The sequence below is a fragment of the Providencia sp. PROV076 genome (assembly GCF_028483405.1).
Classification (GTDB): Bacteria; Pseudomonadota; Gammaproteobacteria; order Enterobacterales; family Enterobacteriaceae; genus Providencia; species Providencia huaxiensis.
Genome location: NZ_JAMPRR010000018.1, coordinates 180,467 through 204,320, shown reverse-complemented (window position 1 = coordinate 204,320; position 23,854 = coordinate 180,467). Strand labels below are relative to the sequence as shown.

Genomic DNA, 23,854 nt, shown 5'->3' with positions numbered 1-23,854 from the left:
GTAAAGCTACAGAGAAAATGAGACCGACCAATAAGCCGACCAATTGTCTGGTTTAAGTTGTGAGGGATAATGCAAAGGTTTACTGAGTAGAAACTGAGAATAAATTAGGCTATTGCCTGTAAAAGAGAGACCAACGGCTCCCCCCGCTAGGGTGTCATGTTCAACGTGGTATTTATCTGAGGCAATAAACCCGTAATCTAAAGCCCCGATAAAACGCAGTTGCCCAATTGCCGTATTGGCGATGTCTTTATTAATTTCATTACGCCAATATCCGCCTCGGTTACCACTTAAAGACTGCTCGTGGTAGCCACGGACAGAGTACTGGCCTCCAATACTTATGCGTTCAATACCGTATAAATTATCGGGCGAATATTGGCCGTAAAATGAGGTTAAATAGGTCAAACCATTAGAGAAAAAATACTGATAACTGCTGCTTAGACTGAATTTGCGGTAATGGCTGCGCGGTGAATCTTTCGCGAGGGTATCCGGTGAGGCGCCAAAGGCGGATATTCCCCATTCAGCGGCAGGGTTAAACGTGAAGTAACCTTGTCCAAGCGTGGTGCTGTACTGCGGGGTAAATGAGAGCGAGGTTAAAGTTGGGCTGCTGATACTCAAGGTTTGGGAAGCTAACTGGGTGTTGGCATTTTTATGTTTTAAGCTACTTTGCAGTGTAAGCCGTTGCTTCCCATCGCGATAAATTAAGCGGCTGATATCAAGCTGCTGATTGGTATTTTTGCCTTCATAACGATATTGCTGCCCCGATGCATAAAACGGCTGTAACGTACTGTTACGGTAAAATTGGTAACGGTAAGACCAGTAACCATAAGGCACATTCACATTCGCAACGATATAACGGTTATGGTGGGATACACTTCCATCCATATCGGTATTGCCCGAGACTGACCACTGCTCACCAAACCCTAATGGGGAATCTACCGTTAAACCGCCGGTAAGCAGCTGTTTTCCCGTTGCCTCCATACCCGAGTTATCGAGATTCAACTGGCTCGTGATAGGCCATTTTTTCCCTTGTTGATGAATAATAACCCGAGAGTAGCCATTTTGGCTTCCTGGTTGGATATCGATAGTGTACTTAGCGGACGATAACCGGTTGAGTTGCTCCAACCCTTGTTCAATATGCCGTAGATTTAATATTTTGCCTTGTTGATAAGGAAATATTTGATGAACTAAACGCTCAGGGGAATTTTCAATCTCGATAGTTTCAACATGCCCTTCAATCACTTGTAATAACAATTGATGTGAGGATAAATCTTGCTCAGGAATGATGGCTTGAGAGGTAATAAACCCCTGTTCCATATAGTAATTAGTTACATGCTTGGTGAGCTTTTGTATTTCACTCAGTGTGAGGCAGCGTTTTAAATAAGATGAGGTTAACTGAGTTTGAGTTTTAGTCGTAAGCTGTGTGGCACCGACAAATTGGATCTCACTGATAAGGAAACATATTTCATTTTGGGAAGGAGATGGCAATGCATCTTCAATGGAAATAGTGCTTTGTTTTTCCAATCGATTACGTTGGATTAACTCTGACTCTAACCGTTGTTTTTGTTCAAATTGAACACTTTCCTGTGCAGAGGGGAGTAGTTGATTTTCTGTGTAGCCATAGGGCGAAATCATAAACAACGATAAGTATAATAAACGCCACATAATTTGATATTTTGTCATGTTATCTAAATTTTCGTTACGAACAGTAAATTTACCGTAATGTAACTTATTCTCATTAACTGTTTTTAGATAAAAAAAATCCACCATGACTAAAAATTAATACTTTCATTTTTAATGTGTTTTTTTGTATTTTTTAAGTTTATTAATTCGACAAAACTGCAATTGATAACAATCATTGGCTCTATGCACTGAAAATCAATCATTTGATTTTATTGGGAATGATTTTTCTGAAGAATTTGTCACAAGCAACCTATAAATAATTTCACAATTACAAATAAGATATGACAGTGAGGGATTGACTACTCAACCAATAAATATAAGTGAAGTTCAACTTCAGTGAATCTAAACGGAAAAGTGAATTATTTAAGTAATAACTATATTTAAAATAATTCGAATTGTAGGAAGGTGGCAATTGAAGATAGCCAGATGAGCATACACTCGTATGTAATCCAAATAACCGAAATATGACCAATAATTAAATTTCTAAATAGTTCGAACTCTAGCAAGGCGGCAATTGAGGATAGTTTGGGGAGCATACACAAGTATGTGACCCAAATAGCCGAAAGAAGCCAACACAGCTAGAGCTCGAAATATGACGAAAATTTAGGCGCTCTTTCTCTTATCAGCAGCGATATTACTATAATCTGGGCTCTCTAAAGCGATTAACTCATCCAACAGTGCGGTCAATTGCTGCATTTTCTCTGGCGAAAAAGCCTGCTCGATTTTTTGATAACCTTCTTCCACTTCCTGCCGTGCTTTGTCATACAACTCTTGCCCCGCAGGTGTCAAAGAGACATATAATTTTCGCTGATCATTCAACGGTTTTAAGCGGAAAATTAAACCTTCACGCTCCATACGGGTTAAGATCCCCGTTAAACTTGGGCGCAGAATACAGGTTTGGACTGATAATTCATGAAAATCAATTGAACGCTTATCAGCTAAAACGCGAATGATACGCCATTGCTGTTCAGTCAAATTATACGACTTTAATATCGGCCGGAAAAAACCCATTGCGGTTTCTCTTGCCTGCAATAATGCAATTGTCAATGATTCATGCATAAGCTTAAAACTCACCACTTAATTAACGTTATTTAGCCCAATTTAGGTATTTTATGGCGGCTGCCACATTGCTTTATTGGCCCAATGCTTTAGTGAAACCTTTGGTTATCACCATGAATTTCCACATCACCAATTTGCCTTAATTAAGAGTAGCACGCCCAAATAACAATCTCAAAGAAAAACCCTAAAATATTAATGAGTAAATAATTTAAAATCCAACTTTAAAGTTAATTTTTTGTAAATCAAAAAAAATTGAAAAAATAATAAATTCTTTTATAACAGCATCTTACAGAAAGATAACTTAATTGTGTTAATGAGATCACAATTAAAATTAACATTTTCATAAACCTATTGCTAATTTAAAAAATATACTTTATTAATATGTTAATAATTACTCGAAAGTTGAATTCTTTTCATTAAGGAGTTGTCAATGAAAGGCACTGTATTTGCCGTTGCCCTCAATCATCAAAGCCAGCTTAGCCATTGGCTCGAGGCATTCCAGCAAGCCCCTTATAAAACCCCGCCGAAAACCCCAGTGTGGTTTATTAAGCCGCGTAATACGCGTATCAATTCAGGCGAGCAAATTTTGCATCCCGCAGGTGAAGAAGTGCAAAGTGGCGCTACGCTTGCTTTGGTAATCGGCAAAAATGCACGTAAAGTCAGCAAAGAAGATGCACATCAATTTATTGCTGGGTTTGCATTGGCAAATGAAGTGAGCTTGCCAGAAGACACATTTTATCGTCCTGCGATTAAAGCCAAATGCCGTGATACTTTCTGCCCAATCGGTGAAATGGTAGCAACTTCACTGAATACTCCTGTTGATATCATCACTCTAGTGAATGGCAAAGAAGCGGATCGCTGGTCAACAAAAGATCTGATCCGCGATGCTAGCGAGTTAGTGGCTGCATTAAGTGACTTTGCCACCTTAAAGCAAGGGGATGTGATCCTACTCGGCACACCACAGCAACGTGTCACCATCAAACCCGGTGATGAAGTGGTTATCCAAGCGGAAGGCTTTCCTAGCCTGAAAAATACCGTTGTGGCAGCAGGAGGAAAATAATGTCTACGATAATAAAACGCGCCAAAATCCTTTTTAAAGGCACTGAATATTCCGTCACTGTTGGTGATAACGAAGCCATTACATTACCTAATGGGGATGTGATCGCGGGTGATTCTCCTGATGTTACATGGCTGCCTCCTGCTCAAGGGACGTTATTTGCCCTTGGTTTGAACTATGCCGACCACGCCGCAGAGTTAGAATTTAAGCCACCTGAAGAACCGCTGATTTTCTTAAAAGCGGAAAGCAGCTTAACGGGTCACCGCCAAGTTTCTGTTCGCCCTGATAATGTTGAATATATGCATTATGAGTCTGAATTAGTGGTGGTGATTGGAAAAACGGCTCATAAGGTCTCAAGAGAAGATGCCATGGATTATGTCGCAGGCTACACCGTGTGTAATGACTATGCGATCCGTGACTATTTAGAGAACTATTATCGCCCAAATTTACGAGTTAAGAGCCGCGATACCTTAACACCGATTGGCCCTTGGATTATCGATAAAGACGCCGTTAAAGATCCCCATAATTTGGCTTTATACACCTATGTTAATGGTGAATTACGTCAAAAAGGCACCACTGCCGATCTCATTTTTGATATTCCATTTTTAATTGCTTACCTCAGTGACTTTATGACACTGCAACCGGGAGACATGATTGCGACAGGGACACCAAAAGGGTTGTCTGATGTCGTACCGGGTGACGAAGTCATTGTTGAAGTTGAAGGCGTTGGCAGATTGGTCAACACCATTATCAGCGAAAAAGAGTATGAGGAACGTGTGTAATGACTAAGATTAATCATTGGATCAACGGTAAAAACGTTGCTAGCAAAGACTATTTTGAAACCACCAACCCTGCAACTGGCGAAGTATTAGCTGAAGTCGCAGCGGGTGGACAAGACGAAATCAACCAAGCTGTTGCCGCAGCAAAGGACGCATTTCCAAAGTGGGCCAATACCCCAATGAAAGAGCGTGCTCGCTTAATGCGTCGCCTTGGTGAATTGATCGACGAAAATGTCCCGCAAATTGCAGAAATGGAAACCAAAGACACCGGTTTGCCTATTCACCAAACTAAAAATGTGTTGATCCCACGTGCTTCACATAACTTTGAATTCTTTGCCGAAATTTGCCAGCAAATGAATGGCCGCACTTACCCTGTTGATGACAAGATGATGAACTACACCTTGGTTCAACCTGTGGGTGTCTGTGCGCTGATTTCCCCATGGAACGTGCCATTTATGACCGCAACATGGAAAACCGCCCCTTGTTTAGCTCTGGGTAATACTGCGGTGCTGAAAATGTCTGAGTTATCACCATTATCAGCGAATCGCCTTGGTGAACTGGCTCTAGAAGCCGGTATTCCTGCGGGCGTTTTGAACGTGGTTCAAGGCTATGGTAGCACTGCTGGTGATGCTTTAGTCAAACACCATGATGTCCGTGCGGTTTCCTTTACTGGGGGCACTGCCACTGGCCGCACCATTATGCAAAATGCAGGCTTGAAAAAATACTCCATGGAATTAGGGGGTAAATCACCTGTATTAGTCTTTGAAGATGCGGACATTGAACGTGCACTCGATGCCGCTCTGTTCACTATTTTCTCCATTAATGGCGAACGCTGTACTGCGGGCTCACGTATTTTCATTCAAGAGAGCATTTACCCTGAGTTTGTTAAACGCTTTGCTGAGCGTGCAAACCGCTTGATCGTCGGTGACCCGAACGATCCAAAAACCCAAGTGGGTGCATTGATCAGCCAACAGCACTGGAACAAAGTTTCGGGTTACATTCGCTTAGGTATGGAAGAAGGCGCAACCTTGTTAGCGGGCGGACCAGACAAACCGACCGATCTACCTGATCACCTGAAAGGTGGTAATTTCTTACGCCCTACCGTACTGGCTGATGTCGATAACCGTATGCGTGTCGCCCAAGAAGAGATCTTTGGGCCTGTAGCTTGTTTAATTCCGTTTAAATCTGAAGAAGACGGTTTACGCATGGCAAATGATATTGAATACGGTCTTGCTTCGTATATTTGGACGCAAGATGTCAGCAAGATCTTACGCCTTTCTCGCAGTATCGAAGCAGGAATGGTGTTTGTTAACACCCAAAACGTGCGTGACCTACGTCAACCATTCGGTGGCGTGAAAGCTTCGGGTGTTGGCCGTGAAGGTGGTGAATACAGCTTCGAAGTGTTTGCAGAAATGAAAAACGTGTGTATCTCCTACGGAGACCACAACATCCCTCGCTGGGGTGTATGATTCATCAATTTTTTATTTTATTTTATTTTATTTATCAATTAGATACCCATGAAAATTTGAACTGTAAATGATTCATGATAAATAATAGCTACAACAAATTATAGGTAAACTCGTTCCTTACCCTAAATAGTTTGAGTTGTAGCTAGGCGGCAAGCGAAATCATCCCTATGAGCATACATGAGTATGTGATTAGGGTGGTTTTGTGCGGCCAACACCGCTACAGCTCAAAATATAACGGGTAAGAGAGGATGAAATGGGTAAGTTGGCACTCGCTGCAAAAATAACACACGTCCCATCCATGTACCTATCAGAACTACCAGGTAAAAACCATGGATGTCGCCAAGCCGCTATCGATGGACACAAAGAAATCAGCCGTCGTTGCCGTGAATTAGGCGTTGATACCATTATTGTTTTTGATACACACTGGTTAGTTAATAGTGCTTATCACATTAATTGTGCTGACCACTTCAAAGGTATTTACACCAGTAATGAACTCCCACATTTTATTCGTGATATGGAATATGAATATGATGGGAACTCCGTATTAGGCCAAATGATTGGGGAAGAAGCACGTAAATTAGGCGTTCGTGCTCAAGCCCATGAAATTCCAAGCTTAACCCTCGAATACGCCACGTTAGTCCCTATGCGCTATATGAATAGCGACCGTCACTTTAAAGTTATCTCAATTTCAGCATTCTGTACGTCTCACAGTTTTGAAGACAGCCGCAAATTAGGTGAAGCCGTACTGACTGCGATTGAAAAATATGATGGCACAGTCGCTGTATTAGCGAGTGGTTCATTATCACACCGCTTTATTGATGACCAAAAAGCCGAAGACGGTATGAATAGCTACACTCGTGAATTTGATGAGCAGATGGATAAACGCGTCGTCAAACTTTGGCGTGAAGGCCGCTTTGAAGAGTTCTGCAAAATGCTACCTGAATATGCCGACTACTGCTATGGCGAAGGCCATATGCACGACACAGTGATGCTGTTAGGCATGTTAGGTTGGGATAAATACGCTGAGAAAGTGGAAGTTTTAACTGACTTGTTTGCCAGCTCAGGCACAGGGCAAATTAATGCCGTGTTCCCACTTCCAAACTATATCACTGATAAACAAGCTGCCAACGCATAAGGAACTGTTATGCCTCATTTTTATGCAGAATGTACAGAGAATATCCGTGAAGAAGCGAAACTTCCAGAGCTGTTTGCACAAGTGAATGAATCCCTTGCTGCTACTGGTATTTTTCCATTAGGCGGTATTCGTAGCCGTGCTATTTGGCTAGATACTTGGCAAATGGCTGATGGCAAACACGATTATGCATTTGTGCATATGACGCTAAAAATTGGTGCCGGACGCTCTCTTGAAGATAGGCAAAAAACAGGGGAGATGATCTTCGACCTGATCAAAGCCCACTTTGCCGATTTAATGGCAAAACGCTATCTGGCGCTGTCTTTTACCATGGAAGAGCTTGATCCCGTATTAAATTATAAGCAAAACAATGTTCATGCCTTGTTTAAAAGTTAACAGCTTAAAGGTTAATAGTTTAAATCTTTATTTAACGTTTCATTGAGAGGGCGAGATGGTTAAAAATTTCGATAAACACATACCGCACTACTTGATCCCATTACTGGGGTCATTAGTGGCATTCGGTCCATTGTCTATCGATATGTACCTTCCTGCCCTTCCTCAAATGGGAACTGCATTACACGCCACTCAAGGGCAAATGCAGTACACCCTTGGCGCTTTTTTTGCCGGTTTCTGTGTGGGAATGCTATTTTACGGGCCATTAAGCGATTTACTCGGCCGTCGTAAAATGCTGCTAAGTGGCCTAGTCATCTTTACGGTGGCAAGCCTGCTATGCGCTCAAGCTACTGATGCAAATACCTTAATTATTTTTAGAGCATTGCAAGCATTTGGCAGTGGTGCCGCCATTGTTATGGCTAGGGCGATTGCAAGGGATGTTTATCCTGCCCATGAGCTACCTAAAGTACTGTCATTAATGACACTGGTGACCATGATAGCCCCGCTACTGGCACCACTTTTAGGTGGTTTTTTACTTGTTCATTTTCAGTGGCAAGTGATTTTTTACTTATTAGCGTTGATTGGCTTAGCTTCGGTGTGTGCGATTTTTTTCTTGCTCCCTGAAACGCTAACCCACCAGCGTGGTTCTGAAAATATCCTTTGTGTCGCCTTCAAGAATTATGCGCAGGTGCTCACAGACCGAGAAGCACTGAGTATTATTGGCACCATGGCATTCTCTTTTGCCGGTATGTTTGCCTTTATCAGTGGTTCACCGTTTGTGTATATCAATTATTTCGGTGTTTCTGAACAACATTATGGTTTGCTGTTCGGTTGTAACATCTTGGGGATGATCGTCATGCTGTTGTTGAACGTTAAACTGCTAAAAACCTATAGTTTAACGCGCATACTGACTATGCAAAGTGGGTTTCAATTGGCATTTGGTCTGCTGTTACTCATATTTTACCAACAAAGTTTGCCCATAATTGTTATTCTAGTCGTGCTGTTCTTATCGATGGTCAATGCTATCGGCACCAACAGTTTGTCACTATTACTGCAACATCGCGGGAAAATTGCAGGAAGTGCCAGTGCACTTGCGATTTCTATTCAGTTTGCCTTAGCGGCTATCGCCAGCGTTGCAGTTTCTGTATTACAAGATGAATCCCCATTCGCTATGGCACTTGTTATGGCGCTTTGTGCCGGGTTAAGTTTTGCTAGCCAACAGCTATCAGCTAAAAATATCCGCCCACAAGTCCAATCAGTGTCTTCGGAGAACAACGAAAAATGAGCATAAATACCAATTCTACATTATTTCGCCAACAAGCTTATATCAACGGCCAATGGGTTGATGCCCAAAATAAAAGTGTGTTTGAGGTCACTAACCCAGCAAATAACGAGGTTATCGCTAACGTCAGCAACGTTGGTGCGTTAGAAACTCAACAAGCTATTGAGGCCGCAGAAAAAGCGCTCCCAGCATGGCGTGCTAAAACCGCCAAAGAGCGCAGCCAAATTTTAAACAAGTGGTTCCGTTTAATGATGGACAACCAAAAAGAATTGGCGGAGTTACTCAGTGCTGAACAAGGTAAGTCAATCACTGAATCGATGGGCGAAATTGCCTACGGTGCCAGCTTTATTGAGTGGTTTGCTGAAGAAGGTAAACGTATATATGGGGAAACCATCCCATCACCTCTGCCGGGACGTCGCCTTGTCACCATTAAACAACCTGTCGGTGTGGTTGCGGCTATCACGCCATGGAACTTTCCAAATGCCATGATCACGCGCAAAGTCGGCCCAGCCCTTGCTGCCGGCTGTACCATGGTGTTAAAACCCGCAGCAGAGACACCATTATCCGCATTAGCATTAGCAGTGTTAGGAGAAGAAGCGGGTATTCCTGCCGGTGTGTTCAATATCGTTCCGGGTACAGATGCACAGGCCATTGGTGGCGTAATGACCTCCAGCCCTGTGGTACGCAAACTCACCTTTACGGGTTCAACTCGAGTCGGTAAGTTGCTGATGGAACAGTGCGCCAATACAGTGAAAAAGATGTCTCTGGAACTCGGTGGTAACGCGCCATTTATCGTGTTTGATGATGCCGATTTAGATGCCGCTGTACAAGGTGCGTTAACGGCTAAATTCCGCAATAGTGGGCAAACCTGTGTGTGTGCTAACCGTATCTTAGTCCAAGAAGGCGTTTACGATGAATTTGCGGCTCGTTTAGCAAAAGCCGTGAGTGAACTGAAAATCGGCCCTGCCACACAAGCAGACTCCCAGCAAGGCCCTCTGATTAACCAAGCTGCAGTGGATAAAGTCACTGAACATATTGCTGATGCTGTTTCCCATGGTGCAAAAGTGATTGCAGGTGGTAAACCTGCGCACTTAGGCGGCTTGTTCTTTGAACCGACCGTTATCACTGGCGTCACTGAGGCTATGAAAGTGGCCAAAGAAGAAACATTCGGCCCACTCGCGCCATTATTTAAATTCCGTGATGAGCAAGAAGCAATTGATCTTGCCAATGACACTGAATTTGGATTGGCATCCTATTTCTATTCAAAAGATATCGGTCGTATCTACCGCGTCGCAGAAGCTCTAGAAAGCGGCATGGTCGGTATTAACGAAGGCATTATCTCAAATGAAGTGGCCCCATTTGGTGGCATTAAGCAGTCTGGTCTGGGGCGTGAAGGTTCACGCTACGGAATCGAAGATTACTTGGAAGTGAAATACCTCTGCTTTGGTGGTCTTTCTAATTAGTTAAATTGAGTACCGCTGGGTACGCATTCAATTTACACCTTGAATAGTTCGAGTGGCAGCAAAGCGCTTTAGTGCAGCGCTGCTCTCGAAATAGAATAGGTGAATAGGAGTATTAACAGCATGTTACAAAAAGATGTAATCTCGCAAATCGCGCAACGCCTAAATCAGGCTGAAAAATCACGTGAGCAAATCCGTCAGATCTCACTCGATCACCCAGAAATGACGATCGACGATGCTTACGCTATCCAAAAAGAGTGGGTTGGCGTGAAAATTGCTGAAGGACGTGTGCTAAAAGGCCATAAAATTGGGCTAACATCCAAAGCCATGCAGGCAAGTTCACAAATTGATGAACCTGATTACGGTGCGCTTCTTGACGATATGTTTTTTGATGATGGCTGTGATATTCCAACAGACCGCTTTATCGTGCCACGTATTGAAGTTGAATTAGCCTTCGTACTCGCAAAGCCATTAAGTGGGCCAAACTGCACCATCTTTGATGTCTATAACGCAACTGACTATGTGATCCCAGCGCTTGAGCTGATTGATGCACGCTGTCACAACGTTGACCCTGAAACCAATCGCCCACGTAAAGTGTTCGATACCATTTCAGATAACGCAGCAAATGGCGCGGTAATCTTAGGTGGTCGCCCAATTAAACCTCGCGATTTGGATATGCGTTGGATTAGCGCCCTACTCTATCGTAATGGCGTCATTGAAGAATCGGGCGTAGCCGCTGCTGTGCTCAATCACCCAGCGAATGGCGTAGCATGGTTAGCAAATAAATTAGCACCGCATAATGTACAACTTGAGCCAGGCCAAATTATCTTAGGTGGCTCATTTACACGCCCTGTTCCTGCTCGTAAAGGTGATGTGTTCCACGTTGATTACGGCAATATGGGTTCAATTAGCTGCCGCTTCGTGTAAGGAAAATGGTATGGATATTTTAGAAAATAAATTTAAAAAAGCGCTAAAAAGTGGGCAGCCGCAAATTGGTTTATGGCTTGGCTTATGCAGCCCATATAGTGCTGAATTACTTGCTGGTGCAGGCTTTGACTGGTTATTAATTGATGGTGAACATGCACCAAATAATGTGCAAACGACATTATCTCAATTACAAGCGATCGCCCCTTATCCGTCACAGCCCGTGGTACGCCCACCGTGGAATGATCCGGTGATCATTAAGCAATTACTGGATATTGGTGCACAAACCCTTTTGCTACCGATGGTACAAAATGCAGAGCAAGCCAAACAAGCAGTACGTGCAACGCGTTACCCGCCAGCCGGGATCCGTGGTGTCGGCAGTGCTTTAGCTCGTGCTTCTCGTTGGAACCGAGTACCTAATTATTTAACCCGTGCCAATGATGAAATGTGCGTGATAGTGCAGGTTGAAACCCGAGAAGCCATGAATAATCTTCCTGAGATCTTAAAGGTTGAAGGCGTCGATGGTGTGTTTATCGGCCCTGCGGATCTTAGTGCGGATATGGGCTTTTCAGGGAACCCTAACCACCCAGAAGTCAAAGCCGCGATAGAAAAAGCGATTGTACAAATTCGTGAAGCTGGCTTGGCACCCGGTATTTTGATGGCAGCCCCAGATGTTGCTGAACATTATCTGAAACTCGGCGCACTATTTGTTGCCGTCGGGGTTGATACCACGCTACTGGCTCGTACCGCAGAAGCGCTAGCAGCAAAATTTGGTAAAACCGTCTCTGAGGTGACTTCAAGTACACCAAGCGTTTATTAATTAAACTATCTCTAAATAAGTTAATTTTAACCCTACAGACAAATAACTTAATTAGATAAATAAGAAATCAATATCGCAACATTGGGCAGACAGCACCATGGCTGCCTACTCGTCCCTTGTACCTATAATAATCTGCAAAAGAAAGAATTGAGGGCCCTACAATATGAGTAATCAACAACTTGCAAGCACTAACCCTGCTGAACAACATAAAAATTTAACCGAACCGCAGCAGCGGGTGATTAATAAATTATTTAAACGTCTGATTGTATTTTTATTTGTGCTATTTGTTTTTTCCTTCTTAGACCGTATTAATATTGGCTTTGCGGGCTTAACCATGGGGAAAGACATCGGCCTAACGTCCACCATGTTTGGCCTAGCGGCTACCTTGTTCTATGCCACTTACGTGATTTTTGGTATTCCAAGTAACATCATGTTGGGGATTGTTGGGGCTCGCCGCTGGATAGCCACCATCATGGTGCTTTGGGGTATCGCTTCTACAGCCACCATGTTTGCCACAGGGCCTACGAGCTTATACGTCCTACGGATGTTAGTGGGTATCGCTGAGGCGGGCTTCTTACCTGGGATTTTAGTTTATCTGACTTACTGGTTCCCGGCCTATTTCCGCGCTCGTGCTAATGCCTTATTTATGATTGCAATGCCAGTCACCATGGCATTCGGTTCCCTGGCATCGGGCTATATTTTAGGCATGGATGGCATTTTAAACCTAAAAGGCTGGCAATGGCTGTTCCTGTTAGAAGGTTTCCCATCGGTGATCCTCGGTGTGTTGGTTTGGTTCTACCTTGATGATTCACCAAAGAAAGCAAAATGGTTGACCCAAGAAGACAAAGATACATTACAAGAAATGATGGACCAAGACCAACTAGAGCTTGTCCAACCACAAGGGTCAAAAAGCCATACCGCATTACAGAACAAAAGTTTATGGAAAGAAATTTTTACCCCTGTGATCTTAATGTATACCGTCGCTTATTTTTGCTTAACCAATACGTTAAGTGCGATTAATATTTGGACACCGCAGATCATGCAAAGCTTCAATGAAGGCAGTAGTAATGCCATGATTGGGCTATTAACCGCTATCCCACAGTTTTGTACTATTCTAGGGATGATCTATTGGAGTCGTCGCTCTGATAGATTACAAGAACGGAAAATGCACACTGCACTTCCCTACTTATTTGCGGCAGCGGGCTGGATCCTCGCTGCGATGACAAGCCATCCCGTCATCCAATTAATTGGTATTATCATGGCATCAACAGGTTCATTTACTGCGATGGCCGTGTTCTGGACAACCCCAGACCAATCAATCAGTTTACGTGCTCGCGCCATCGGTATTGCTGTTATTAACGCAACGGGTAATATAGGTTCTGCCGTCAGCCCACTGTTGATTGGTTGGTTAAAAGACCAAACCGGTAGCTTTAACTCCGGCCTCTATTTTGTGGCAGGCCTGCTGGTGGTCGGTGCGCTGTTAGTCATGGTTATTCCAATGAAAAACTCAAGACCAAGGGCAACACCTTAAAAATGTAAGGTTTAATAAATTAGAGTGCTGTAACTCAATAACCATGGATATTGCTCAAAATAATTTGGCTTGCAGCTAGGCGGCAAGCAAGCTAATCCCTAGGAGCATACACGAGTATGTGACTAGGGTTAGCGTGTGAAGCCAACAACGCTGCGGGCCAAAGAATGAAGAGCAATTCGAGTTGCAGCTAAGCGGCAAGCAAGCTAATCCCTAGGAGCATACTGAAGTATGTGACTAGGGTTGGCTTGTGAGGCCAACAACGCTGCGAGCCGAAGAATGAAGGGTAACTCAACTTTAATTACGAATATTGACATCAGTACAGACTACGACGAAACCCAAGGCACTGACGACGTCCACTACCAAACCTTTGGCAACATGGCTGCCTTCTTTGGTCGCGATATGCAAGCGCATCGCCATGACGGTTTCTTCCAGTTGCACTATTTGGTTACGGGCCATATTACTTTGCAGCTCGATGAGTCCCGCTATTCCGTTCAAGCCCCATTATTTATTCTTACGCCCCCTTCGGTTGCGCATGCATTTTTCACTCAAGAAGACACTGACGGCCACGTACTCACCGTACGACAGGATTTAATTACGCCATTACTGGGGTCGTTATACCCAGCAAATCCTGATTTAGTGGATATTCCGGCTATATGTTTATCTGTTGCTGATAAACCTGATGATATCGATACCTTTAACCATTACTGGGCATTGATGGCGCGTGAATCGGCTAATAACTATATAGGTAAAGACCAAGCCCTCGCTTCTTTAGCCCAAGCATTATTTACGTTTCTGCTGCGCTCGATTCCACTTGATGAACACCCAACAACAGGGGTTAGAGGCGAACATCGTCTATTCCAGCGGTTTAATCAGCTCATTGACTTGCATTATCATGAACACCTTGCAGTGCCTGAATATGCCAAGAAACTTGATGTCACAGAATCACGCCTTAAGGATATGTGCCGGCGGTTCGCTAACCGGCCACCGAAAAGGTTAATTTTTGACAGAATATTGCGTGAAGCTAAACGAATGTTGTTATTTTCCGATAGCCCCGTTTCTGAGATTGCCTACCAGCTCGGTTTCAAAGACCCCGCCTATTTTGCGCGTTTTTTTAACCGGTTAGTAGGATGCTCTCCTAGCCTATGGAGAGAACAAAACATTCATTAAAGAGAGGCTTAGTGATTTTATCCTTATTTTTTAGGTAAAAATCATTAAGCTTCTCTATCTGCATATCAAACCATCTTCTCCCTTATCTCTACAAACTATTACACCTTCAAATTATTTTACATTTTAAAAACATTTTGATGTTTTATAAATTTTGTTTTAACTTTGTAAAAATGCCGATAACGCTTAACTAAAAGTGAACAAGAAGATTAAAAAAAGAACAATAATATACTAGAATAATAATTAACATTAATATAAAAATAAGTTAATTATTAATTAATAATCAATAGATTATGCTACAACAAAAGCATTACGTTAATATCAAAACATCGAGATGATCACATTTCTTTCACAAAAAACAACTTTCAACGAAAAGTACCAGTAAACCTTTAGAATGTCTCTTTAAAACTCCCTCGTAAAGCGATTCAATTAAGAAACACAAAACAAACATAAAATTAACATATTTAGCTTGCAGCCTTTGTGCCCTATCAATGCAAGCCCTCATTGTGAGATAACGAGGTAGACATGAAACCAGAAGATTTTCGTTCCGATGCTAAACGCCCTTTTAATGGCCAAGAATATTTAAAAAGCTTACAAGATGGCCGCGAAATCTATATTTATGGCGAGCGCGTAAAAGACGTCACCACTCACCCTGCTTTTCGTAATTCAGCCGCTTCTATAGGACAATTATATGATGCGCTTCATGATAAAACGACTCATGACCAACTTTGCTGGAACACCGACACAGGCAACGGTGGATACACTCACAAATTCTTCCGCTTCGCTAAAAGTGCCGATGAACTGCGCCAACAACGTGACGCTATCGCAGATTGGTCACGCCAGAGCTACGGATGGATGGGACGCACTCCAGACTATAAGGCGGCATTCGCCAGCTGTTTAGGTGCTAACCCAGAATACTATGGTCAATTTGCAGACAACGCGCGTCACTGGTATAAACGCATTCAAGAGAGCGGCCTTTACTTTAACCATGCGATTGTTAACCCGCCAATCGACCGCCATAAGCCAGCTGATGAAGTCAAAGATGTTTATATCAAACTCGAAAAAGAAACGGATGCGGGTATTATCGTCAGTGGTGCAAAAGTCGTTGCGACCAACTCCGCATTAACACACTATAACTTTATCGGTTTTGGTTCTGCACAAGTGATGGGTGATAACCCAGATTTTGCACTGATGTTTGTTGCACCAATGGATGCCGACGGTGTGAAATTAATCTCACGTGCATCTTATGAATTAGTGGCTGGCGCAACAGGCGCACCATTTGATTACCCGCTTTCAAGCCGTTTCGATGAAAATGATGCCATCTTGGTGATGGATCATGTGTTAATTCCATGGGAAAACGTCCTGATCTACCGTGACTTTGACCGCGCTCGTAATTGGGCCGTACAAGGTGGGTTTGCGCGTTTATTCCCATTACAAGCTTGTGTCCGCTTAGCGGTTAAATTAGACTTCATTACCGGATTGTTACAAAAAAGTTTAGAATGTACAGGTGTTATTGATTTCCGTGGTGTACAAGCCGATCTCGGTGAAGTGGTCGCATGGCGTAATCTGTTCTGGTCATTAACCGATGCAATGACCTCTGAAGCGCAAGCATGGGAAGGCGGTGCTTATCTACCAGATACTCAAGCCATCCAAACTTACCGTGTTATGGCACCAATGGCTTACACCAAAATCAAGAATATCATTGAAAGTAACGTGACAAGTGGCCTGATTTACCTACCATCAAGCGTTCGTGATATGAATAATCCAGAAATTGATAAGTATTTAGCTAAATATGTTCGCGGCTCTAATGGTATGGATCACGTTGAACGTATTAAGATCCTTAAACTCATGTGGGATGCAATCGGTAGTGAATTTGGTGGCCGCCACGAACTGTATGAAATTAACTACGCAGGAAGCCAAGATGAAATTCGTCTGCAATGTCTGCGTCATGCATACGGTTCTGGCAATATGAAAGCCATGACAGATATGGTTGATCGCTGTTTATCAGACTACGATCAACACGGATGGAAACGTCCACACCTGCATAACAACAATGATATTAATCAGTTAGATTCGCTGCTGAAATAATCGGCAGCAGGAGGTCAAAATGTCTTTAGAAAATGAACATCGCCTGCGTTTCAGAGATGCGATGGCAAGTCTTGGTGCAGCAGTCAATATCGTCACCACGGATGGGACTGAGGGTCGCTGTGGAATTACAGCCACCGCAGTCTGTTCAGTTACAGATACGCCACCCACTTTGATGGTCTGTGTCAACCGCAACAGTGCAATGAATGCGGTTTTTCAAAAGAATGGCCGCCTGTGCGTGAACGTGCTGAGCCATGAGCAAGAAGAGTTAGCTTGCCATTTTGCTGGGATGAAAGGTTCCACAATGGAAGAGCGTTTTAGCTGGAATGTGTGGGATAACGGTATTTTACAGCAACCTTTACTAAAAAATGCCCTTGCCAACCTTGAAGGCGAAATCACTCAAGTGCAGGACATGGGTACGCACTCTGTCTATATGGTTGAAATGAAACAAATCATTGTCCGTGATGAAGGGCATGGCTTAGTCTATTTCAAACGTAGATTCCACCCTATTATGCACCAAATCCTTGAGCCAACCGCTTAATGGCTCACAGATATCGATTAAATAGCCTCGACTTTAAGAGGCTATTTTTTTATCCATACTTTTTCTTAGATAAAACCACATCTTAATACTTCGTTTAACATTAAAATTTTTTAATACTGACAGATTAATGTTTCCTTTCTTCTTATTTTCTAAGTAACTAGCTAGTTTTGAACGATTATAGAAATAACATCAAAAAACCGAATTTTAAACATAACAAGTGTAAACAAAAACACAACCAATTGATTTAAAACAAATTTTAATTTAACTCGAATTATGCTTAATTGACATATTATAAATAACAGGTATACACTAAAATAATACAAATATTTTAACGATAAATAAAAAATTTTAAAATGAACTATTTGATTAATGATCATATTACTTATGATAGTCATCAGGGGCTGTTATATACCGACGATATTAATAACGCCTTAAAACTAACAACAACTTTAAACCGTTTGTTGCTAGTCTTAGTGCAAAATAATCATGACATCGTTGACCGAGAAACAATATTACGTAGGGTTTGGGAGGAACATAACCAAGTCGTCTCTGATAATAACCTTAATAGCAGTGTATCTGTACTACGTCGTCACCTGTCTTCTTTTTCTGATGGTGAAATTATTACAACTATTCCTAAAGTTGGGATTAAATTTTCTGCTGACCTGAAAATTGAAAATGGGCGTGAGGAAATAAAGGATAATAATGACAAAGAATTGCTCACTACTGGGGTTGAACTAGGCTCTTCATCAAAGGTACCTGAAGGAGCTTCCCCCCAAGTAAGCGAAAATAAAAAAAATTACATGCTGAATAACCGGTATGTTGAAATTTCACTTATAGCTATCATTATTTTTTGCTTATTATACCTATTTAAAAGTTATTTCTTTGCAAGCCGAACAGAATATCCTGAAGTTGGTCGTATTGATCAATGCAGTATCCGCTACATTAATAGTTACCATAAACCCGATACAACAACCATCAGCTTTGCGACAATTCAAAATGAACTCACGAAATTAAACCTTGATTGTAAAAAGCCAGCAACTATTTTTTATTATAATGTTGGTATCGTCGCGAATGATAAAAATTTATATGACAATTTCCTATTTTTGTCCTATTGCCCAACGGTACCGAAAGAGAGCGCAACTGTGAGCTGTGAGAATTTTTATGTCAAATAAATTATCCGCAAGAGTGTTTTCTTTGTCCATTATCTCTACAATTCTGGTTTTTATTAGCTTATATGTTCATCACATAATTAATACCCCTGTTATTCCCAATTGTCAGACAACCTTAAAAATAAATATCTCTGACCATCGTTCCACCTTAAAAGGATTTTACTTGCTAAGTGTTATACCTAATGAAAACAAACCTGATCAGCACACATTCATTATGAATGGAAGCATTAATGACAATGGTAAAAACTATACTATTTCACGAAAATTTCTGATGAAACATGAATACTTAGGCGACCATTTTTTTTTACGTGTTGACAATATATTTATAGACCCAGGTGATCAAGCTCAAGAGAAAATCAATATTCGGGGAGTCCCTGAAATGAATCAACTTTATTTTTTAAAAATAAAAAAATTAACCGATACAAGTTATATTTTTGAAGAAAATTTCTCTCCACTTTTTATTTGCACTCTGTAAATTTAAAAAAAACCATAAAAAATGCATCAAATATTGATATTTTGATGCATTTTTTTTATTTCTAAACACCTTCAACCTTAAAACATCTTAAAGGAACAAGCATTAAACATTTTACAGACCATCAAATTAGCATAAAAATATTAATAAGCATTAAAAAAAGCCAACAAACAAATTATAATTTTTAATTTAATTAAAATTAAAGAATTTTATTCCATTTTACACCTAGGAAGGATAAAGTTTCCTCCGTCGAAATGATCCACGCTAAAAACGATTATGTTAAGCGTTCTGTGATTAGGACATTTGAAAATCCATTGATGGATACTGAACTTTATTCCTATGCCAGTACTTATATAAAGGCTCACTAGGGATCAAATATTTACTTATTTTTAAGGATGTAAGATATGAAATTAAATAAACTTTCTATTGCTGTTTTATTCGCTACTTCAGCCATTTCAACCTCTATCTTTGCTAGTGGTAATAGTGGTGAATTACATTTCAGCGGCCAAGTTGTTAATGCGCCATGTAATATTGAATCAGAAAGTACAAAACAAGAAGTTCCATTCGGTCAACTTTCTCGTGCATCTTTAGAAGCGGGTAATGCAGCAGAAAAAGATATCGCAATTAAATTAAAAGAATGTAACTTTGATGAATTTAGCAAAGACACTGAAGGTAAGTGGATTGCTGTTAAAGATATTAAAATTACCTTTGGCGGTAAAAACTATGTCGGTACTAATAAAGAATTCTTAGGTACTACTGGTACAGCTTCAAACATCGGTATTCAAATCAAAGATTTCAAATTTGATGAAGCCAAATCTGTTATGAATCAAATTCGTAATAAACAAGGTGAAAACGTTTTAGAATTTACTGCATTAGCTAAACGTGTTGATGGCACAACACCCGTTACCGAAGGTGAATTTAGTTCTATTGCTGATTTTAAAATCACATACGAGTAATTTTTTTAGGGGAGAGAATTCTCTCCCCATAAAAGGCTCATTATGAAAAAAAATACTTATCTATGGATTGCCTTATTATTTAACTCGATTAACTCTAATGCGACTAGCTCTAACCTTGGACATATTCAAGATGGTCTTCGAGGCGAAACAGTAATGCAGGGTTATATCGTTGCGGCACCTTGTTCAATTGAAACTGATAGTCAATATCAATATATAAATTACGATTATATTTCTAATTATAGTATAAATAATATAGAAGATGAAAAGTTAATGCGAAAACCTTTCTATATAAAATTAAATAACTGTATTAGTGAGTATGACAGCAGTAATCATAAAGGTATTAAAATTCGTTTTTTTGCACCACAAGATACGTATTCTAATGCAATAAAACTATCAGGCCCGAAGCCTGGGGTTGTTCTATATATATACGATATTAACAATAATTTATTAATCCCAAATAAGCTCTATTCCATTTCTAATAACTACATTTATTTTGATAAAAAAAGTAAAGAGAGCTTTTTAAAATATGAAACAGAATTGGGTGCAAGTAATAACGAAATTACACCTGGTGATTACTTTACCACAATTAAATTCAACGTTACTTACGACTAGTAAATAAACTCATAATTAATTTGATGAAAAAATCATGGTTAAATTTAATATTTACTCTTACATCATTGTGACTTCTTTTGTATCTTCAATCTCTTCGTTAGCCTATGCTGTCGAATTTAATACCGATATGTTAGATACGGAAGACACTCAAAATATTGACTTTAGCCAATTTTCTCAGGCTGGATTTATCATGCCTGGTATTTATCATTTAACCCTCAAAGTCAATAATGAGAGTATGGGTAGTGCGCAAGATATCACTGTGATAGCGCCACAATCCCAAAATAATAATTTATTCGATACCGTTTGTGTTCCTTTTAATATTCTTGATCGTTTAGGGCTTACTCCAGACGCAATTAAATTAATTAAATATCGTGATGAGGATAAATGCCTTGATTTATCTCCGCTTGAAGGTGCTTCATTAAATGTAGATTTATCGACATTAACGCTATCTATTTTAATTCCACAAAGCTATTTAGAATATACTGATCCAAGTTGGGTTCCTCCTTCACGTTGGGAAGAAGGTGTAAATGGATTTTTATTAGATTACAACCTAACAGGTTCTTTAACGCGTAGAAATTCAGGTTCACGAGAATCGTACCTTTCTGCTAACGGAACAACAGGGCTTAATTTTGGTGCATGGCGTTTACGCGGTGATTACCAAGCAAACTACCGAAAATCGACAGGAAGTTTCGAAAACCAATATAGTGATGCCACATTTAGCCGATTATTTGCATATCGCTCAATAAAATCTATTGCGTCTATTTTAACGTTAGGTGAGAACTACTTTTATTCTGCTATTTTTGATTCTTGGCAGTACACCGGGGTATCTCTTGAAACCGATGAAAATATGATGCCCCCTAAATTAACGGGTTATGCCCCAGAGATTATTGGTATTGCTCAAACTAATGCCACAGTCATTGTCAAAAGCCATAACCGTATAGTTTTAGAAACAACCGTACCTGCTGGCCCCTTTCGTATCCAGACACTAGATAGTTCCATTCGTGGAACATTAGATGTGACGGTGCGAGAAGAAAATGGTGAAGAGCAACAATTTAGCATTACCACTGCAGCATTACCCTATTTAACGAGACCAGGGCAAATCCGCTATAAATTTGCAGCGGGTAAACCACGTTTTAATGGCCGCCAGCTCGAAGGCGATTTAACTGCGTCGGGAGAACTCTCTTACGGGTTAAATAACCTTTGGTCTATCTATGGGGGATCCGTTTTATCAAAAAATTATCAGGCATTTTCAGCTGGCTTTGGCCGTGACCTATTTTCATTCGGTAGCCTTTCGTTCGATGCGACTCAGTCACATGCTCAATTACTTGATAAAACATTAACTGGCCGAAGTTATCGACTTAGTTATTCAAAATCATTTGATGAAGCCAGAACCGACATTACATTCGCAGGGTATCGTTTCTCTGATGAAACCTATCGCTCTTTGCAACAAACGTTGGATGAACGACGTACAGGTAATGAAAGTCAAGCTCAAAAAGAAAGCTATCAAGTTAATATTAATAAATATTTTGATGATTTCTCATTGGGTGGAAACTATCAATATAATACTTATTGGAATAGTGAAACAGAAGAACAATACAGCTTATACCTAAGTACTCTTTTAAATTGGGCGACTATTGGGCTCAAAAATATTAACCTGACAGCGTCTGCAACTCGTTCAAAAAGAGCGGGATATCAAGATGATGCGCTCAGCTTATATTTCACTATTCCTTTAAGTCAAGGGAGTAGCGTCAGCTTTTCTGAAGGTTATACCCGAAACCAAAATGGCCAACACAGCTCAACACATAATATCGGCTATAGCGGATATAGTGAGCAGCGCAATTATAACTTAAATGTCGGTTATCAAACAGGAAGTCATCAAGATGACCAAACCAGCTTTAGTGGTTATTTAAACCAAAATCTTCCTTATGCCTCAATTTCAGGAAACGCAAGTTATGTCCCGAACGAATATCACAGTGTTGGGGGATCAATTAATGGTGGAATTACCTTAATTAAAGAAGGTATTGCCATGCACCAAGCCGCTTATGGTGGTACTCGACTCGTTGTAGAAACACCTGGAGCAGCTAACGTTCCTCTGAGTGGTGGAGTTTATCAAACTAATCAGTTTGGACTCGCTGTATTGCCAAATGTGAGTAGTTATCGGAAAACCAGCGCATCAATTAATACCAGTAAATTACCAAAAGATGTTGAGGCATTGGAGACTGTCACCGATGCGACTTTGACTCGTGGGGCAATCGGATATCGTCGCCTCAACGTTATTCAAGGTGAAAAAACGTTTGCTCGCTTAAAGTTGGCTAATGACACTTATCCACCTTTTGGCGCTAGCGTACGTAATAGCAACAATATTGAACTCGGAATTGTTGGTGAACAAGGTATTACGTGGATTGTTGGTATCCAACCTAAAGACTTACTCAACCTCTATTGGGGAAATAAACACCAGTGTAGTGCCCATGTGCCTGACGTGATTAATCCTCAGGAGATTTACCCAACTATTATTTGCCGTTAATAAGAGAACTAAGATGAAATTGAATTCCCCTTTTTTATTACTTACTAGCGTATTCACGCTGACTATGAGTGTAATTTCTGTTACGAATGCCGCGGTTACACTTGATCGCACTCGTATAATTTTCGATGGAAATCAGTCGTCTATTAATATTACGATCCGTAATGATAACCCGGAGCTACCTTATTTAGCCCAGTCGTGGTTGGAAAATGCGTTAGAACAAAAATTGGAAACAGGCCCTATTATTGCCACTCCGCCGATTCAGCGCATGGAGCCCAAATCAACTAGCCTAGTTCGCCTAAGCACCGCACCTGACATTGCAAAGTTACCGCAAGACAGGGAATCCCTGTTTTATTACAACCTGCGTGAAATCCCGCCTAAATCATCAGAAGCGGGTGTGTTGCAAATTGCATTACAAAGCCGTGTAAAACTATTTTATCGCCCTGAAAACATTGTTGCACAAAGCAAAACAGATTGGACGAAACATATAACATTAACAACAACATCATCGGGTTATACATTAAATAATCCAACACCATTTTATTTAACTGTAATTGGTTTAGGGAACAGCCAAAAACAATCCGAAGAAAGTGATTTTGACGCGGTTATGGTACCGCCGAAATCTAACCAACTGATTAAATCATCCAAATATTCAACACCTTACCTGACATATATCAATGATTATGGTGGAAAGCCTTCACTTGCTTTCAAATGCCAAGCTTCAAAGTGCAGTGTGACGGAATAATGA

At 40.9% G+C, this 23,854-nt stretch carries 21 protein-coding genes; 19 read left to right on the top strand and 2 right to left on the bottom strand.

Annotated elements, in window-relative coordinates:
- Positions 1–6: 6 nt before the first annotated feature.
- Together PSF67_RS13360 and hpaR are read right to left on the bottom strand one after the other, a co-directional pair.
- Entirely contained in the window at positions 7–1,662 is a 1,656-nt protein-coding gene (locus PSF67_RS13360) for a ShlB/FhaC/HecB family hemolysin secretion/activation protein (protein ID WP_272671335.1), read from the bottom strand.
- A gap of 621 nt (positions 1,663–2,283) precedes the next feature.
- Positions 2,284–2,739, bottom strand: coding sequence for a homoprotocatechuate degradation operon regulator HpaR (hpaR, locus tag PSF67_RS13355; RefSeq protein ID WP_102139493.1), 456 nt, complete (start codon positions 2,737–2,739; stop codon positions 2,284–2,286).
- A gap of 430 nt (positions 2,740–3,169) precedes the next feature.
- Here hpaR and PSF67_RS13350 point away from each other — a divergent pair, with 430 nt between their 5' ends.
- The 19 genes from PSF67_RS13350 to PSF67_RS13260 all read left to right on the top strand — a co-directional run bounded on the left by PSF67_RS13350 (position 3,170) and on the right by PSF67_RS13260 (position 23,851).
- Positions 3,170–3,799, top strand: coding sequence for a fumarylacetoacetate hydrolase family protein (locus PSF67_RS13350; protein WP_102139494.1), 630 nt, complete (start codon positions 3,170–3,172; stop codon positions 3,797–3,799).
- An 11-nt stretch (positions 3,800–3,810) separates the two neighbouring features.
- Positions 3,811–4,578 carry a fumarylacetoacetate hydrolase family protein gene (locus PSF67_RS13345; protein WP_166266804.1) on the top strand — a complete coding sequence of 256 codons (768 nt, stop codon included), beginning with the start codon at positions 3,811–3,813 and terminating at the stop codon, positions 4,576–4,578.
- The gene (gene hpaE, locus PSF67_RS13340) at positions 4,578–6,044 is read left to right on the top strand and encodes a 5-carboxymethyl-2-hydroxymuconate semialdehyde dehydrogenase (protein WP_004905295.1); all 1,467 of its coding nucleotides are present in this window, start codon (positions 4,578–4,580) and stop codon (positions 6,042–6,044) included. The genes PSF67_RS13345 and hpaE overlap by 1 nt, the downstream gene beginning before the upstream one ends.
- 253 nt (positions 6,045–6,297) lie before the next feature.
- Positions 6,298–7,179, top strand: a complete 882-nt coding sequence (gene hpaD, locus PSF67_RS13335) for a 3,4-dihydroxyphenylacetate 2,3-dioxygenase (protein WP_102139495.1) — start codon at positions 6,298–6,300, stop codon at positions 7,177–7,179.
- A gap of 9 nt (positions 7,180–7,188) precedes the next feature.
- Positions 7,189–7,572 (top strand): 5-carboxymethyl-2-hydroxymuconate Delta-isomerase, encoded by a 384-nt coding sequence (locus tag PSF67_RS13330; RefSeq protein WP_102139496.1) that lies wholly within the window; start codon positions 7,189–7,191, stop codon positions 7,570–7,572.
- Positions 7,573–7,627: 55 nt separating this feature from the next.
- Complete coding sequence (locus PSF67_RS13325; RefSeq protein WP_102139497.1) at positions 7,628–8,854, top strand: Bcr/CflA family multidrug efflux MFS transporter; 1,227 nt, start codon at positions 7,628–7,630, stop codon at positions 8,852–8,854.
- On the top strand, positions 8,851–10,314 hold the full coding sequence (locus tag PSF67_RS13320) for an NAD-dependent succinate-semialdehyde dehydrogenase (protein WP_272677065.1): 1,464 nt from the start codon (positions 8,851–8,853) through the stop codon (positions 10,312–10,314). Before PSF67_RS13325 ends, PSF67_RS13320 begins: the two co-directional genes overlap by 4 nt.
- A gap of 120 nt (positions 10,315–10,434) precedes the next feature.
- On the top strand, positions 10,435–11,238 hold the full coding sequence (gene hpaH / locus PSF67_RS13315; RefSeq protein WP_102139499.1) for a 2-oxo-hept-4-ene-1,7-dioate hydratase: 804 nt from the start codon (positions 10,435–10,437) through the stop codon (positions 11,236–11,238).
- A 10-nt stretch (positions 11,239–11,248) separates the two neighbouring features.
- Positions 11,249–12,055 (top strand): 4-hydroxy-2-oxoheptanedioate aldolase, encoded by an 807-nt coding sequence (gene hpaI, locus PSF67_RS13310; protein ID WP_102139500.1) that lies wholly within the window; start codon positions 11,249–11,251, stop codon positions 12,053–12,055.
- A 163-nt stretch (positions 12,056–12,218) separates the two neighbouring features.
- Positions 12,219–13,586, top strand: coding sequence for a 4-hydroxyphenylacetate permease (gene hpaX / locus PSF67_RS13305; RefSeq protein WP_102139501.1), 1,368 nt, complete (start codon positions 12,219–12,221; stop codon positions 13,584–13,586).
- 276 nt (positions 13,587–13,862) lie between these two features.
- Entirely contained in the window at positions 13,863–14,753 is an 891-nt protein-coding gene (gene hpaA / locus PSF67_RS13300) for a 4-hydroxyphenylacetate catabolism regulatory protein HpaA (protein WP_102139502.1), read from the top strand.
- A gap of 522 nt (positions 14,754–15,275) precedes the next feature.
- Positions 15,276–16,838 carry a 4-hydroxyphenylacetate 3-monooxygenase, oxygenase component gene (hpaB, locus tag PSF67_RS13295; protein ID WP_004905326.1) on the top strand — a complete coding sequence of 521 codons (1,563 nt, stop codon included), beginning with the start codon at positions 15,276–15,278 and terminating at the stop codon, positions 16,836–16,838.
- A gap of 19 nt (positions 16,839–16,857) precedes the next feature.
- Positions 16,858–17,376, top strand: coding sequence for a 4-hydroxyphenylacetate 3-monooxygenase, reductase component (hpaC, locus tag PSF67_RS13290; RefSeq protein WP_272677064.1), 519 nt, complete (start codon positions 16,858–16,860; stop codon positions 17,374–17,376).
- A 353-nt stretch (positions 17,377–17,729) separates the two neighbouring features.
- Positions 17,730–18,548: a winged helix-turn-helix domain-containing protein gene (locus tag PSF67_RS13285; protein WP_272677063.1), complete on the top strand. Its 819-nt coding sequence runs from the start codon at positions 17,730–17,732 to the stop codon at positions 18,546–18,548.
- Complete coding sequence (locus PSF67_RS13280) at positions 18,538–19,020, top strand: FidL-like protein (protein ID WP_102139505.1); 483 nt, start codon at positions 18,538–18,540, stop codon at positions 19,018–19,020. Before PSF67_RS13285 ends, PSF67_RS13280 begins: the two co-directional genes overlap by 11 nt.
- Positions 19,021–19,421: 401 nt before the next feature.
- A complete protein-coding gene (locus PSF67_RS13275; RefSeq protein ID WP_102139506.1) occupies positions 19,422–19,973 on the top strand; it encodes a fimbrial protein in 552 nt (183 codons plus the stop codon).
- 42 nt (positions 19,974–20,015) lie between these two features.
- Entirely contained in the window at positions 20,016–20,585 is a 570-nt protein-coding gene (locus PSF67_RS13270; protein ID WP_102139507.1) for a fimbrial protein, read from the top strand.
- A gap of 34 nt (positions 20,586–20,619) precedes the next feature.
- The gene (locus PSF67_RS13265) at positions 20,620–23,109 is read left to right on the top strand and encodes a fimbria/pilus outer membrane usher protein (protein ID WP_102139508.1); all 2,490 of its coding nucleotides are present in this window, start codon (positions 20,620–20,622) and stop codon (positions 23,107–23,109) included.
- 13 nt (positions 23,110–23,122) lie between these two features.
- Positions 23,123–23,851 carry a fimbria/pilus periplasmic chaperone gene (locus tag PSF67_RS13260; RefSeq protein WP_102139509.1) on the top strand — a complete coding sequence of 243 codons (729 nt, stop codon included), beginning with the start codon at positions 23,123–23,125 and terminating at the stop codon, positions 23,849–23,851.
- Positions 23,852–23,854 lie beyond the last annotated feature (3 nt).